12 protein-coding genes are annotated in these 14,474 nt (G+C 68.0%); 5 read left to right on the top strand and 7 right to left on the bottom strand.

Going from position 1 to position 14,474, the window contains the following annotated elements; translation table 11 throughout:
• Positions 1-238 precede the first annotated feature (238 nt).
• The 3 genes from VGP60_RS11140 to VGP60_RS11130 all read left to right on the top strand — a co-directional run bounded on the left by VGP60_RS11140 (position 239) and on the right by VGP60_RS11130 (position 4,277).
• Complete coding sequence (locus VGP60_RS11140) at positions 239-1,723, top strand: cytochrome P450 (RefSeq protein ID WP_327547859.1); 1,485 nt, start codon at positions 239-241, stop codon at positions 1,721-1,723.
• A 157-nt stretch (positions 1,724-1,880) separates the two neighbouring features.
• Entirely contained in the window at positions 1,881-3,743 is a 1,863-nt protein-coding gene (locus VGP60_RS11135; protein ID WP_327547858.1) for a putative bifunctional diguanylate cyclase/phosphodiesterase, read from the top strand.
• A 75-nt stretch (positions 3,744-3,818) separates the two neighbouring features.
• Entirely contained in the window at positions 3,819-4,277 is a 459-nt protein-coding gene (locus tag VGP60_RS11130; protein ID WP_327547857.1) for a peroxiredoxin, read from the top strand.
• 13 nt (positions 4,278-4,290) lie between these two features.
• On the opposite strand, the gene VGP60_RS11125 is transcribed toward VGP60_RS11130, so the two are convergent.
• From VGP60_RS11125 to VGP60_RS11110, 4 genes are all read right to left on the bottom strand, one after another.
• Complete coding sequence (locus VGP60_RS11125) at positions 4,291-4,830, bottom strand: GNAT family N-acetyltransferase (RefSeq protein ID WP_327547856.1); 540 nt, start codon at positions 4,828-4,830, stop codon at positions 4,291-4,293.
• A gap of 120 nt (positions 4,831-4,950) precedes the next feature.
• Positions 4,951-6,144, bottom strand: coding sequence for an LCP family protein (locus tag VGP60_RS11120; protein WP_327547855.1), 1,194 nt, complete (start codon positions 6,142-6,144; stop codon positions 4,951-4,953).
• A gap of 114 nt (positions 6,145-6,258) precedes the next feature.
• Positions 6,259-7,512 carry a cyclopropane-fatty-acyl-phospholipid synthase family protein gene (locus tag VGP60_RS11115; RefSeq protein WP_327547854.1) on the bottom strand — a complete coding sequence of 418 codons (1,254 nt, stop codon included), beginning with the start codon at positions 7,510-7,512 and terminating at the stop codon, positions 6,259-6,261.
• Between the two features lie 103 nt (positions 7,513-7,615).
• Positions 7,616-8,311 carry an alpha/beta hydrolase gene (locus tag VGP60_RS11110; protein WP_327547853.1) on the bottom strand — a complete coding sequence of 232 codons (696 nt, stop codon included), beginning with the start codon at positions 8,309-8,311 and terminating at the stop codon, positions 7,616-7,618.
• A 113-nt stretch (positions 8,312-8,424) separates the two neighbouring features.
• Here VGP60_RS11110 and VGP60_RS11105 point away from each other — a divergent pair, with 113 nt between their 5' ends.
• Entirely contained in the window at positions 8,425-9,153 is a 729-nt protein-coding gene (locus VGP60_RS11105; RefSeq protein WP_327547852.1) for a sugar isomerase domain-containing protein, read from the top strand.
• 104 nt (positions 9,154-9,257) lie between these two features.
• Here the strand turns inward: VGP60_RS11105 and VGP60_RS11100 are convergent, their stop codons facing one another.
• On the bottom strand, positions 9,258-11,123 hold the full coding sequence (locus tag VGP60_RS11100) for an ABC transporter ATP-binding protein (protein WP_327547851.1): 1,866 nt from the start codon (positions 11,121-11,123) through the stop codon (positions 9,258-9,260).
• 191 nt (positions 11,124-11,314) lie between these two features.
• Between VGP60_RS11100 and VGP60_RS11095 the strand changes: the two genes are divergently transcribed.
• Positions 11,315-12,628, top strand: a complete 1,314-nt coding sequence (locus VGP60_RS11095; RefSeq protein ID WP_414640325.1) for a glycosyltransferase 87 family protein — start codon at positions 11,315-11,317, stop codon at positions 12,626-12,628.
• On the opposite strand, the gene VGP60_RS11090 is transcribed toward VGP60_RS11095, so the two are convergent.
• Together VGP60_RS11090 and VGP60_RS11085 are read right to left on the bottom strand one after the other, a co-directional pair.
• The gene (locus VGP60_RS11090) at positions 12,615-12,824 is read right to left on the bottom strand and encodes a helix-turn-helix domain-containing protein (RefSeq protein ID WP_003071237.1); all 210 of its coding nucleotides are present in this window, start codon (positions 12,822-12,824) and stop codon (positions 12,615-12,617) included. The genes VGP60_RS11095 and VGP60_RS11090 overlap by 14 nt on opposite strands.
• 178 nt (positions 12,825-13,002) lie before the next feature.
• On the bottom strand, positions 13,003-14,474 hold a 1,472-nt coding region (locus VGP60_RS11085), incomplete at its 5' end, for an ABC-F family ATP-binding cassette domain-containing protein (protein ID WP_327547849.1).

Genomic DNA, 14,474 nt, shown 5'->3' with positions numbered 1-14,474 from the left:
TCGTAGCCACTCACGACCCACCTGACCAGCCTGTGTTTATCGGCAGGCGCGCCATTGAGATTGCGTGACCAGGGCGTGGCATGCGCAGGTCGCTTGCGGAGAGCGCCGGGGGCGCCCAGCTCCGGCAAACTCGGCCTTCGGCAAGTTCGCCCGGGAGAGCTATTGTCGGCGTGCCAATAAAGGGGGATGGTAGACCGGGTAGGCAAGTCGCTCACTCTCAACGTAGAGAGGAACGGTCATGACCAGCACCGTCGGCAAAGTCACCGAGGCCATTCGCGAGCGGGTCCCGCCGCTCACCGCGATCCCGCTGCCCCGCGCGGTGGACGAGAAGTGGCTGAACCAGCGCTGGCCGGTGCGGGAACTCGCCGCGCCGCCGGCAGGCAGCGACCTCATGCCCGTCCTCGGCGACGCGGGCGCGCCCGTCATCGGCCATTCACTCGACTTCATGCGCTTCGGGCTGGAGTTCGCGCTGCGCCGCTACGCGAACTACGGCCCGGTGTCCTGGATGGGCGCGTTCGGGCGGCAGATCGTCAGCCTGTCCGGGCCGGAAGCCACCCAGATCGCGTTGGTCAACAAGGACAAGGCGTTCTCGCAGGAGGGCTGGAAGTTCTTCATCGAGAAGTTCTTCCACCGCGGCCTGATGCTGCTCGACTTCGGCGAGCATCACATGCACCGGCGGATCATGCAGCAGGCCTTCACCCGCGACCGGCTCACGGGTTACGTCGGCAAGATGGGCCCGGCCCTGCGCGAAGGGATCGCCGCGTGGTCGGCAAAACCCAACCCGCGGCTGTACTGGTCGCTCAAGCAGCTCACCCTCGACGTCGCGACGAGCGTGTTCATGGACATGCGCAGCGGCGAGGACGCGACGCTGATCAACCGGTCCTTCGTGGACTCCGTGCGCGCGGGCACCGCGGTCGTGCGTTATCCCGTCCCGGGTGGACGGTGGGCCAAGGGGCTCAACGGGCGCAAGGTGCTGGAGCGGTACTTCGCCGAAAAGCTGCCCGCCAAACGGACGGACGACGGCGTCGACCTGTTTTCGGCGCTCTGTCACGCGACCGACGAGGACGGCGAGCGGTTCAGCGACGCCGACATCGTCAACCACATGATCTTCCTGATGATGGCCGCGCACGACACGACGACCATCACCAGCAGCGCGGCCGCCTACTACCTCGCCAAGCACCCCGAGTGGCAGGAACGTGCCCGCGCGGAGTCGCTCGCACTCGGCGACGAGATCCCCGGAATCGAGGCGCTGGAACGACTCGAGACGCTCGACCTGGTCATGAAGGAGGCACTGCGCCTGGTCGCGCCGGTCCCGTCGATGGCCCGGATGACCACAAAGGACACCGAGGTCCTAGGGCACTACATCCCGGCCGGCACACTGGTCAGCGTTTCCCCCACCGCGAACCACTTCGATGAGGACTGCTGGACGAACCCGAGGGAGTTCGACCCGGAACGGTTCAACGCGCAGCGGCGCGAGGACAAGTCGCACCGGTACGCCTGGATGCCGTTCGGCGGTGGCGCGCACAAGTGCATCGGGTTGCATTTCGGGACGCTGGAAGTAAAAGCACTGCTTCACGAGATGCTGCGGGCCTACCGGTGGTCGGTCCCGTCGGACTACACGGCCCGCTGGGATTACGTGTCCCTGCCGGTGCCCGTCGACGGACTGCCGGTACGGCTCGAAAAGCCTGATTTCCGCGCGGGTTGCGGCGGTGACAGCTGGTGACGGGCGATATACTCATGATCACTCGTTCAGCCGGTAGACACCAAGCTCCACACGTGATGCCGTGGCATGACTCTCGGCCAGCATGGACCCGGTGTGGGACTTGGAACCGCCACACCCGGTCTGAGCTGGCCTTAACCCGCGCGTGAAGAGGTGAAGTGTGCCAGAGCCTGGTTTCGCACCAGGGTTGGCCGAGGTCGCGCGCCACTGGGCGGCGACGTTGGCTGACACCAACGGAGTAACGCTTCCTTGTGAAGAACTCGAAGGCATTCTGCTGAATGTCGCCCGTGACACGGTCAAGGCGGCCGAGTCCACACGCGACGCGAGCGGCGAGCGGTTCGCGTCGCTCTACTCCGCTTCACCGATGGGCATCGCGCTGGCGGACCCGGCGGGCGAGATCGTCGAAGCGAACGACGCGCTCGCCACCCTGCTCGGTCTCGCTCCGGACGACCTGCGCGGCCGGAACATCGCCGACCTCGGCGCCGCCGGGCGTGACGCCGTCTCATTGCGGCGCGGCCTCGACAAGCTCAAGAACGCGGATGGGAATACGGACGGGAAGAAGCACGAGGAGCGCGTTCGGTTCGAGCACGCCAAAGACGGCCCGCTGTGGGTCGACGTCACGCTCACCGAGCTTCCCGGCGACACTCCCGGCTCGGCGTACCCGATCCTGATGGTGCAGGACGCCAACGAGCTCCACCTGCTCCAGGAACAGCTGCGGCACCAGAACCTCCACGACTCGCTGACCGGGCTGCCGAACTCGTCGCAGTTCACCACCCACCTCGAAGCCGCCCTCGGCAGCACCGCGCAGGAACAGATCGCGCTGATCTACCTCGACATCGACGGGTTCAAGGTCGTCAACGACGGCCTCGGCGCCGGGGTCGGCGACCAGGTCCTCCGCGGGATCGCGCGGAAGCTCTCGGCCGTGTTCACCTCCGAGCACGACGGTTTCGTCGCCAGGCTGTCCGGTGACGGCTTCGCTGTCCTGCTTCGCGGCGAACTCGCGGCGACCAAGGTCATCGCGCTCGTGGAACAGGCACTCGACGACCTGGCCGAGCCGATCTATCTCGCCGGCCACGGGATCGGCGTGAGCGCCAGCGCGGGCATCGTCGTGCGGGCCGTCAGCGAAGGCGGCCCCGCGGAGCTGCTGCGAGCCGCCGAGATCGCGCTGCACCGCGCGAAGGAAGCCGGCAAGGCGCAGTGGATGCTGTTCGACCCGGAGGCCGACGCCCGCGACCGCAGCCGCTACCAGCTGGGCGCGGTGATCGCCGGAGCGCTGGAGAACGGCGAGTTTTCGCTCATCTACCAGCCGACGGTCAAGCTCGCGAAGCCCGACGAGCTGGCCGCGGTCAACGCCGGTCTGCGCTGGAACCACCCGGAACGCGGCGAGCTCGACTCCGACGAGTTCTACCCGCTCGCCGAGACCACCGGGATGACCATCCCGCTCGGCAAGTGGCTGCTCGCGGAGTCGCTCGCGGCCACCGCGCGCTGGCGGGACGAGTTCGGGGATTCGGCGCCGGACGTGTGCGTGCGGCTGCCGACCAGGCTCGCCATCGACCCGGACCTGGTGCTGCTGGTCAAGGAACAGCTGAACCGGCACGGCCTGCCCGCCAGGGCACTGCGGCTGTGCACCAGCGCCGAGTCCATTTTGGACCCGCGCGGCGAGGTGCTCGACTCGATGGCCACGCTGTCGGATCTGGGCGCGCAGATGGTCTTGACGGTCTCCGGCACGGCCGATCTGGAGCTCATCCCGGTGCACAAGCTCCCGGTGCGGCACGTGATCCTCAGCGGCGCGATCATCGACGCGCTCGCCGACGGCGACGACGCGGCGGCGGTCCGGAACCTGGAGCACATCATCACCAGGGCGCGCGAGCTCAACCTGCGGGTCGGGGCCGAGGGTGTCAGCAATGACGAACAAGCCGCCAGGCTGCGCAAGCTCGGTGTGCTCGCGGCGCGGGGTTCGTTCGTGTCGGAATCCGCCACCGGCGACGAAGTGGACGAACTGATCGAGCGGCACGCCCGGTAGCACCACGCCGGTCGCGAACCGGCTCCGAAGACAGGGCAGGATCACGTTGTCACGCCCTTATTCGAAAGGAGCTCCATGAACACCGGAGACCTCGCCCCGGACTTCACCCTGCTCGACGACAAGGGCGACGAGCGCAAGCTGTCGACGTTCCTCGAAGCCGGCCCGGTGGTGCTGTTCTTCTACCCGGCCGCGATGACCGGCGGCTGCACCGCGGAGAGCTGCCACTTCCGCGACCTCGCGGCCGAGTTCGAAGAGGTCGGCGCGCAGCGGGTCGGCATCAGCCCCGACTCGGTCGCCAAGCAGCGAGAATTCTCCACCATCAACGCCTTCGACTACCCGCTGCTGTCCGACGACGACGGCGAAGTGGCCAAGCAGTTCGGGGTGCACCGCAAGTTCATCCCGCTGCACACCAAGCGGCACACCTTCGTGATAGACACCGACCGCCGGATCCTCGAGGTCATCAAGAGCGAGCTGAAGTTCGACGTGCACGCCGACAAGGCGCTCGAAGCCTTGCGTGGCCGCAAAGTTGCCTGACAAACCCTCCTGATCAGGGGCGAGTCAGCCGCCACACCTGGTCGAAGCCGCTGGTTCCCGAAGTCGGGGGCTGGTCCGAGGGCCGCTGCTCGATCTTGGTGAAGCCCAGTCGTTCCGGGACGGCGCCACTGCGGACGTTGAGCACGTCGTGCAGGATCTCGATGCGGTCGGCGCCGATCCGGAACGCCTCCGCCACCAGCAGCCGCACGGTCTTCGTCATCACACCGCGGCCGGTGTGGCGGTGGCTGAGCCAGTAGCCGATCTCCAGGCCGCCGGGGCCGATGCGCGCCATCATGCCGCACCCGCCGATGACTTCGCCGTCACGCGCGTGGATGGCGTAGTCGAAGGCCTCGCCGCTCTTCCAGCTCTTCGTGGTCATCTCGAGGAAGTCGGCCGCTTCCCGCTCGCCGTAACCGGTGGCGGCCCAGATGAGCCACGGCGAGAGGTGGTCGATGGAGTCGCTGACGACCCGCCGCACGACGTCGACCTGGCCGGGCCGCCAGCGGCTCAGCGTGATCTCGCCGTCGGTGAGGGTCTCGGCCGGAGTCTCCATGCCCTCATCCTGACGCACCACCGTGTTTCACCCCAGCGGTTTTGCGCCAGAGCCAGCCACGAGATGTCGACATCACGTGATCTCTCAGTAGCCAAGAGATCACCATCTGTCGACAGATGGTTAGTTGACGATGACGCTGTCGGGGATGGTGGTGTCGCCCTTCAGGGCGTCGAACATCTGCTTCGACTTGTTCTTGTCCCAGTTCTCCGCCGACCCCGAGGTCACCGGCACGGTGGTGGTGACGACGCCGCCGGTGGAGATCCCCCGCATCGCCATCGCCAGACCGACGAGGTTGTGCAGGTGGTCGCCCGAGTCGATGGTCAGCGCGTCCGGCGCGGCCGAGAGCAGCGGGAAGACGGCGAACGGGTTGAGCAGCGTGCCCGGGCTCGCGATGGTGCTGACGAGCGCGCCGATGAACTTGCGCTGGTTGGCCACGCGGTCGAGGTCGGAGCGCGGGGTGGACGCGCTGTGCCGCATACGGACGAAGCCGAGTGCCTTCGCGCCGTCGAGGTCCTGGCAGCCTGCCGGGATGGTGACGCCGGTGACGGTGTCGTGCATTTCGCTGTCGATGCACATGTTGACCCCGCCGACGGCGTCGACGATGTTGGCGAAGCCGCCGAAGCCGATCTCGGCGTAGTGGTCCATGCGCAGCCCGGTGGCGCCTTCGACGGTTTCCAGCAGCAGCGGCGCGCCGCCGATGGAGAACGCGGCGTTGATCTTGCTGGTGCCGTGGCCCGGGATCTTCACCTGCGAGTCGCGCGGCAGGCTCAGCAGTGTCGGGCGGACGTCGTTGCCGGGGATGTGCGCGACCATGATCGTGTCGGTCCGCTTGCCACCGCCGGCGGCCTTGCTGTCCCCTGTGGACAGTCGCTGTTCGTCGGCGGTGCTCAGGCCGTCACGGCTGTCGGAGCCGACGATGAGCCAGTTCGTGCCGGACGCGGCCGCGGGGCGTCCCGCGTAGTCGTGGATCGCGTCGTCGCGCTTGATCGAGGTCTCGAGGTAGATCCAGACCCCGCCGACGAACACCACGAACACGATCAGCAGCGTCAGCAGCACCCGGCCGACGCCCCACTTGCGCCGCCGCCGGGGCGGGCGCTGCTCGGGCGGCGGCTGCTGCGGCGGGCCCTGGTGCGGCGGCATGCCCGACCGGTTCCGCGGGTCGTTCGGCGCCTGGAACATCCCCCTGGTGGCCGCGTCCTGCTCGCGACCGGGCAGCGGCATCATCTGGGCACGCTGAGGCTGCCTGGTCCGCCCTGAACCCTGACGAGGCCCGGCCGGCGGCCGGTAGCCGCCGTAGTCTCCGCCATGGCTCATCACGCATCACCCGTTCCCGATTTGTCGTGCCCGTACCGCATAGTGAACCGCAGGGTTCTTGTACACAGACGTGCGACACCCGTATCGGGTTGTTCGATGCCCTGTACGGGGCCGTTATTTGACGAAGCCGAACTGGTGCACCTTGAGGTATCCGGAGCGGAATCCGGCCTCGGAGTACGCCAGGTAGAACTCCCACATCCGCCGGAAGATCTCGTCGAACCCCAGGTCAGCGACCTTATTCCAGCGCTGGGTGAACTTCTCGCGCCACAGTCGGAGCGTGTGCGCGTAGTCCTGCCCGAACTCGCGGACGCCGTGGAGTTTGAGGCCGGTGTTCTCCGCCATACCCCGCTCGACGGCCTGGGTGGACGGGATGAGCCCGCCGGGGAAGATGTACTTGTGGATCCAGGTGTACGACGCCGCGCTCGCGAGCATCCGCTCGTGGTCCATGGTGATGGCCTGCAGCCCGAACCGGCCGCCCGGGCGTAGCCGCTCCCCGACCGTGCCGAAGAACGTCGGCCAGTACTCGGCGCCGACGGCTTCGATCATCTCGACGCTCACCACCGCGTCGTACTCGCCTTGGGACTCGCGGTAGTCGCACAGCTGGACGTCGACGCGGTCGCTGAGCCCGGCCTTGGCGATGCGCTCGTCGGCCAGGGTCCGCTGCTCCTCGGAGATGGTCAGCGACGTCACGCGCGCGCCACGGCCTGCCGCGCGGATGGCGAGTTCGCCCCAGCCCGTCCCGATCTCGAGCACCTCGCTGCCGTCGCGGACGCCGGCGTAGTCGAGCACGCTGTCGATCTTGCGGTGCTGGGCGGCGGTGAGGTCGTCCTCGGGGCCGAAGATGGCCGAGGAGTACATCATGGACTGGTCGAGGAACGTCCCGAAGAGATCGTTCGACAGGTCGTAGTGCCGGTGGATGTTGGCGCGCGCGCCTTCGAGCGTGTTCTGCTCGGACGTCGGCTGCCGGCGGTCGACGAACCGGCGGAACCGCTGCAGCACCGGCGGGATCAGCACGGCCATCCGCTCGGCGAACGGCGTCAGCAGCTCGGCGAGGGTGTCCGACGTCCAGTCACCGGCCATATAGGACTCGCCGAAGCCGATCTTGGCGTCGGCGCCAAGGCGGTGGAAGAAGGCCTCGGGGCGGATTATCCGCATTTCGGGCGATCCGGAACCGCCGGTGCCGAGTTTCTCGCCGCCGGGAAGCAGCACCCGGACGTCGAGGGTGCGCACCGCGCGGCGGAACAGGCTCTCGGCGATTTTCGCCCGGAAAGGTGAATGTGGCGGGGTTTCCAGTCCCGGCCAGTGGTTCTCGTCGGGGCGCGGAACATCTGCTGTTGAGGCAGCCCGGTCAATGCTTGAGGTGGTCAAGGCACTCCCCTCCCGCCGGCAGTACGCAGCCGGTAGATGGTATTCCAGTAGCACGGATCGTGCCCGGATTTTGTGACGCGAAGTCTTCGTGCGCTGCCATCGCTCAGACCGGGATTCGCAGTCGCTCGGCGCTCGGCTTGGTCCAAGCCGCGGCCAGGATTTCGTCGGCGGTACGGCCGGCCGCGACGCCGAGGGTGAAAGCGGTCACCAACCGGGTCCAGACGGCGGACCGACGGAGCATCGCGTGTCCTTCGTCGCCCACTTCGAATCTGACCAAACGGGACGATCCGGCCTGCGCGCGGCTCGCGAACGACAAGGAACCCGCGGGATCGGTCATCCGGTCGCGGGTTCCGTGGACGATGAGCACGTCACGGCCTTCGACGGCGGCGACGGGCTCACCGGCCGGCGTCCACGGCGCCAGCGCGCACACGGCCACCACAGCCGGGTCGTCGGCGACGCGCAGCGCGACCCGGCCACCCATCGAATGCCCGACGAGGATCACCGGCACTCCGGGATGGTCGGCCTTGATCCGGGCCAGCGCCCATCGCGCGTCGCGAACGGGATCGAAGCCGGGCGCGTTCCAGCCGCGGACCCGGTTGCGCATCAGCCGCACTTCGACGCCGCTGCCGGCGCCGTCCGAATGGATCGCCTTGGCCAGCGGGACCATCCGCAGGTACGCGAGGCTCCACGGCCGCACCGGCGTGTGGCCGTGTTCGCGGCCGCCGTGCAGCACCAGTACCACCGCGTTGACTGGTCCGCGTCCGTGCCTGATCGACAGCGCGGGAAGACTCTTGCTCACCAGTGCAGACCTCCTTATCCCGTCAACCCGGGCTGGGGAGCCCGGTATTCCGGCGGACGGGCACTCGCTTCGCCCGATAGGTTCGGAACCGGGGACCAAAAGGAAAGGCGGATGTGGTGAGCACCACCGAACTGTGGGAGACCGTCGGCGGCAAGCTGGCGGATGCCGAGCGCGACAACGCGGAGCAGGTGAACCAGGCCGCGGAGCTCGTACTCGGCGTCATCCGCGCCGGTGCGCTGGTCTTCACCGCCGGCGCCGGCCACTCGCTGGCCGCGGTCGCCGAGACGTTCTACCGGGCGGGTGGCCTGGCCTGCGTGTATCCGCTCTACCACCCGGAGCTGCTCCCGCTGCACGGCGCGCAGTCGAGCACGGTGGCCGAGCGGCGCAGCGGGCTGGCGGAGCAGGTGCTGGCCGAGAAGGCGCCCGGACCCGACGACGTCGTCGTGGTGTTCTCGACTTCGGGGGTGAACCCGTACCCGGTCGAGCTGGCCGCGAAGGCCCGCGCGAACGGCGCCGCTGTCATCGCCGTGACGTCACGCGCGTCGGTGGCGGCGGCCCCTCGCCGCGCGCCCACCACGCTGGTCGAGGAGGCGACGGTGGTGCTCGACTCGGGCGTCCGCCCCGGCGACTCGAGCTACCCGGCGGACTCGCCGGTCACCGCGCCGCTGTCGACGGTGATCAACGCGTTCCTGTGGAACCTCGTGCTGGCGAAGGTGCTCGACCTCGGCAAGGCACAGGGCGTCGACGTCCCGCTGTGGCGGAGCTCCAACGTTGACGGCGGCGACGAGGCCAACGCGTCACTGCTCGCGCACTACGAGGTACTGGTTCCCGCGCTGCGGTGACGTCTCGCCCCGAAGTGGCATGAACGGACCTTTCATCTCGAATTTCGAGATGAAAGGTCCGTTCATGCCACTTTCGCCGGGCGGACGAGGCCGGGGCGGAGTGCTCAGGCGACGGCGGGTTCCTCGGCGAACTGCGTGTTGTAGAGGTCGGCGTAGCGGCCCTCGGCGGCGAGGAGCTCGTCGTGGGTACCGCGTTCGACGATCTCGCCGTGCTCCAGTACCAGGATCTGGTCGGCCGCGCGGACCGTCGAGAGCCGGTGCGCGATCACCAGCGCCGTCCGGCCTTCCAGCGCGGTGGCGAGGGCTTCGTTCACCGCCGCTTCGGACTCCGAGTCGAGATGCGCGGTGGCCTCGTCGAGGATGATCACCTTCGGCTGCGCCAGCAGCAGACGCGCGATGGTCAGCCGTTGCCGTTCGCCGCCGGAAAGCCGGTAACCGCGCTCCCCCACCAAGGTGTCGAGGCCGTCGGGCAGTTCCCGGACGAGTTCACCGAGGCGCGCGCGTTCCAGGGCGTGCCAGATCTCCTCGTCGGTCGCGCCCGGCCGCACGTACACCAGGTTCGCGCGGATCGTGTCGTGGAACAGGTGCCCGTCCTGGGTGACGACACCGACGGTTTCCCGCAGGGAAGCGAAAGTCAGGTCCCGGACATCCACATCGGACAATCGCACCGAACCCGAGTCGACGTCGTACAGCCGCGGCAGCAGCGAGCCGATCGTCGACTTGCCGGCACCCGAAGATCCGACGATCGCGATCATCTGCCCGGCTTCGGCACGGAAACTCAAGCCGTGCAGCACCTCTTCGCCGCCACGGGTGTCCAAAGTGGCCACGTCCTCCAGTGACGCCAGCGAGTACTTGTCCGCCGCCGGGTAGCCGAAGCGGACGTCGTCGAACTCGACGGACACGCCACCGGCGGGCACCTTCTTCGCCTCCGGCTTCTCGGTGATCATCGGCTCGATGTCGAGCACCTCGAAGACCCGCTCGAACGACACGAGCGCGGTCATCACGTCGACGCGGACGTTCGCGAGCGCGGTCAGCGGGCTGTAGAGCCGCGTCAGCAGCAGCGCGAGCGCCACCACGGTGCCGGGCGCGAGGTCGCCGCGCAGCGCCATCCAGCCGCCGAGACCGTAGACGAGTGCCTGCGCCAGCGCGGAAACCAGGGTCAGGCTGGTCAGGAACCACCGGGTCAGCATCGCCGTGCGGACACCGATGTCACGGACGCGGCCGGCGCGCTGGCCGAACTCCTCGGCCTCGGCGTCGGGCCGCCCGAAGAGTTTGACGAGCGTGGCGCCGGGAGCCGAGAACCGTTCGGTCATCTGCGTGGTCATCCCGGCGTTGAGGTTCGCCGATTCGCGTTGCAGGTCGGCCATTTTGCGGCCCAGGCGGCGCGCCGGGAGCACGAACACCGGCAGCAGCACCAAGGCGATCAGGGTGACCTGCCAGGACAGCGTCATCATCACCACGAGCGAGAGCACGAGCTGGATCACGTTGGTGACCAGCCCGGACAGCGTCGCGGTGAACGTGCGCTGCGCGCCGATCACGTCGTTGTTGAGCCTGCTGACCAGCGCCCCGGTCCGCGTGCGGGTGAAGAAGGCGATCGGCATGCGCTGCACGTGCTCGAACACCGCGCGGCGCAGGTCGAGGATCAGGCCTTCACCGATCCGCGCGGACTGCCAGCGTTCGGCCAGCCCCAGCCCGGAGTCGGCGATCGCGAGCCCGGCGATCGCCAGTGCGAGCCAGACCACCACCGACACACTGTCCTTGCCGATGATCGCGTCGACCACTTTTCCCGCCAGCAGCGGGGAGCTGACGGCGAGGACCGCCGAAACCACCGTCAGCACCAGGAAAACCAGCAGCCTGCGCCAATGCGGTTTCGCGAACCTCGCCACCCGGGCGACCGTGCCCTTGGCGAGCGTCCGCGGGATCTCCCCGGCCCGCATCGCCGAGCTCATCAATGACCACGTGTTGTCCATCAAAATCCTCGTCCCCAGGTGATAAACCTCTAGTATACTCTAGACATTTTCCGCATATTGCCTGCACAACGCCCTACCCAACACAAATCTTCCCATTTCGCCGAACTTTCCTCCGACCGACGGAAACCCGGCGGCCCGTGCTCGGTAACCTCCTGGTCAACGCTGTGCATCCTGGGGACGGAGGAACCGTGGTGGAGGCCGTTTCGCCAGCCGTCCTGCCGGAAAAGGCCCGGTTCGGCAACCCGCTCGGCATCGACGCGATCGTCTACGCGGCGTTCCTGGTGTTCGCCGTCGTCACGGCGATCGCGTCGGAATTCTACGGCTACCGCGTCTGGGGCAATTTCGCGATCGCGGGTTACGGCCTCGCGACGGCCCATTCGTGCTGGCTGCTCGTGCGGACACGGGCCGGGCACCCCCCTGAGGGCAAGCTGGGCTCGCGCTGGGTGTCCATCGCGCTCATCGGACTGCTGGCCATGGTCGCGCCGCTGGTGACCCTCGTGGTGCGCCGGCTGACCGGGGTCGACTGGCTGAACACGCCCGGCTCCTGGGCGGCCCAGCCCGAGGTGTGGGTCATCGAACGGTCGGCGAGACTGCTGCTGGACAACGGCACGCCGTACGTCGACGTCACCGCGCTCGGCCGGGCGGCGGAGGTCAACGACTACACGCCTTACGGCCCGGTGATGGCGATTTTCGGACTACCCCGGGCTCTTTTCGGCGGGAGCCCGCCGGCCGACGCGCTGACCGACGCGCGGCTGATGTTCGCGCTCGTGGCGTGCCTCTGCGTGGCCGCGACGCTGTGGCTGCTGCGGTGGCCCCGGATTCCCGTGCTGGCCGCGCAGCTCGCGATAGCCTGTCCGCTCACCGCGTTGACCTGGGCCGTCGCGGGTCCCGACCTCGCCATCGCCGGGCTGATGATACTGGCTTTCGCGCTCGCGGCGCGGGATCGGCCCGGGCTCGCGGCGCTGGCGCTGGCCGTGGTGCTGAGCGCGAAGCTGATAGTCGTGCCCGCGGCGGTCGTACTCGCCATCGTTGTCCTGGTACGTCAGGGAAAGCGCGCGCTGGGGATGTTTCTGGGGACCTTCCTGGTGACGTCGATCGTGATCCACGTCCCGGTGGCGATGGTCGACCCACGCTCGTTCTTCGAGCACATGTTCCGGTTCCCGCTCGGCCTCGGCGTGGTCAAGTCGCCCGCGGCGAGCCCGCTGCCAGGGCATCTGATCGCGAGCATCGGCCCGGCCGGCACGGTCGCCGCGTTCGTCCTGCTCGGCGCGACGGCGGTGACGATCGCGATCTGGCTGGTGCTGAGGCCCCCCGCGACAAGCTCGGATGCGTTGCTGCGCACCGCTGTCGGACTCAGCGCACTGACACTGCTCGCCCCGGCGACACGGTACGGCTACCTGGTGTATCCGCTCGTGCTGCTGGGCGCCATGCTGGTTTTTCGTCGATCGGAAGAAGATTCGGATCGGGCGACGCCCCCCGCGCCCGACTCCGCTACTTCTTCTTGACCCGGGTCGCGCCCCCTCGCCCACGCAACTGGACGCCCGATTCCGACAGCACGCGGTGCACGAAACCGTAGGAACGTCCAGTCGACTCCGCGAGTGCTCGGATGCTCGACCCCTTCTCGTACTTCTTCTTGAGGTCCGCGGCCAGCTTGTCGCGCGTATTACCGGTGATCCGCGCGCCCTTCTTCAGGTCAGCCACGTCGGTCCGCCTTCCGCCTGAGAGTGTCCTGGGCCACATTCGACCCCTGTCGCCGCAATGATCGAACACTGGGCGCCGGAATGCCAGACGGCAGGCACAATTATCCCGGAATTGCGATCACATTGGGCCATTTCAGTGCCCGACCGTAGTCGATCAAGCACCCGAATGGACCAATAACTCAGGCAAGCTGGACAAGTTCCAGATAGTCGGCGGACCAAAGGTCCTCGGTCCCGTCGGGCAGAAGGATGACCCGCTCGGGCTCCAAAGCCTCCACCGCACCAGGATCGTGTGTCACGAGCACTACGGCGCCGGAGAAGCTGCGCAGGGCGTCGAGGACCTGGGCACGGCTGGCCGGGTCCAGGTTGTTCGTCGGCTCGTCGAGCAACAGGACGTTGGCGGCGCTGGAAACGAGACCGGCGAGGGCCAGCCTGGTCTTTTCACCACCGGACAGCGTTCCGGCGGGCTGCTCCAGCTGTTCGCCGGTGAACAGGAACGAACCGAGCAGGTTCCGCAATTCCTGGGCGCCGGTATCGGGCGCGGCGTGGCGGATGTTCTCCCAAACGCTCGCGTCGTGATCCAGCGTTTCGTGTTCCTGTGCGTAATAACCCAACCGCATTCCGTGACCGGGGATGAGATGGCCGGTATCGGCTTTCTCCATTCCGCCGAGCAAACGCAGCAATGTGGTCTTGCCGGCACCGTTCAGGCCGAGGATGACGACCTTCGAGCCGCGGTCGATGGCGAGATCGACGCCGGTGAAGATCTCCAGCGAACCGTAGGATTTGGACAGTGACTCGGCGGTGAGCGGCGTGCGGCCGCACGGGGCGGGGGCCGGGAACTTGATGTGGGCGACCTTGTCGGCCTGCCTGGTCTCGTCCAGGTTCGCCAGCATCTGCTCGGCGCGGCGGGCCATGTTCTTCGCCGCGACCGCCTTGGTGGCCTTGGCCCCGAGCTTGGCCGCCTGCTGCTGCAGCGCGGACGCCTTCTTCTCGGCGTTCGCCCGCTCCCGGCGCCTGCGCTTCTCGTCCGCCGCGCGCGCGTCGAGGTAGCGCTGCCAGGTCATGTTGTAATGGTCGAGCTCGCCGCGCGTGGCGTCGAGGAACCAGACCTTGTTCACGACCTCGCCGAGCAGGTCCACGTCGTGACTGATCACGACGAGCCCGCCGTCGTGCTGCTTGAGGAAACCGCGCAACCAGGTGATGGAGTCCGCGTCGAGGTGGTTGGTCGGCTCGTCCAGCAGCAGGATCGTGCCGGAACGCCCGCCGGCACCGGCGTCGGAGGCGGCGAACAGAATTCGGGCGAGCTCGACCCGGCGCCGTTGACCACCGGACAACGTCTGCAATGGTTGCGCCAGAACACGGTCGGCAAGCCCAAGATTTGAGCAAATTCGAGCAGCTTCACTTTCCGCGGCGTATCCACCGAGCGACGCGAAACGCTCTTCGAGGCGACCGTATTTCCGAATCGCCCGATCCCGCGCCGATTCGTCGACGAGTTCGGACATCGCGGTCTGCGCCTTTTCCATATCGCGCAGCATCGCGTCCAGACCACGGGCGGAGAGCACGCGATCCTTCGCGGTGACGGAAAGGTCGCCCTCGCGCGGGTCCTGCGGCAGGTAGCCGAGCTCGCCGCTGTGGCGGACCTCGCCCGCGTAGG

Origin of the sequence: Amycolatopsis sp., from assembly GCF_036008905.1 — a bacterium.
Taxonomy (GTDB): Bacteria; Actinomycetota; Actinomycetes; order Mycobacteriales; family Pseudonocardiaceae; genus Amycolatopsis.
Note: the sequence above shows the minus strand (reverse complement) of the source record. Positions and strands in the feature narration are given on the sequence as shown.

Excerpts from the sequence above, each read along its gene's own strand:
- VGP60_RS11140 (WP_327547859.1), top strand. The coding sequence starts at position 239 with ATGACCAGCACCGTCGGCAAAGTCACCGAGGCCATTCGCGAGCGGGTC.
- VGP60_RS11100 (WP_327547851.1), bottom strand. The coding sequence starts at position 11,123 with ATGGACAACACGTGGTCATTGATGAGCTCGGCGATGCGGGCCGGGGAG.
- VGP60_RS11125 (WP_327547856.1), bottom strand. The coding sequence starts at position 4,830 with ATGGAGACTCCGGCCGAGACCCTCACCGACGGCGAGATCACGCTGAGC.
- VGP60_RS11120 (WP_327547855.1), bottom strand. The coding sequence starts at position 6,144 with ATGAGCCATGGCGGAGACTACGGCGGCTACCGGCCGCCGGCCGGGCCT.
- VGP60_RS11130 (WP_327547857.1), top strand. The coding sequence starts at position 3,819 with ATGAACACCGGAGACCTCGCCCCGGACTTCACCCTGCTCGACGACAAG.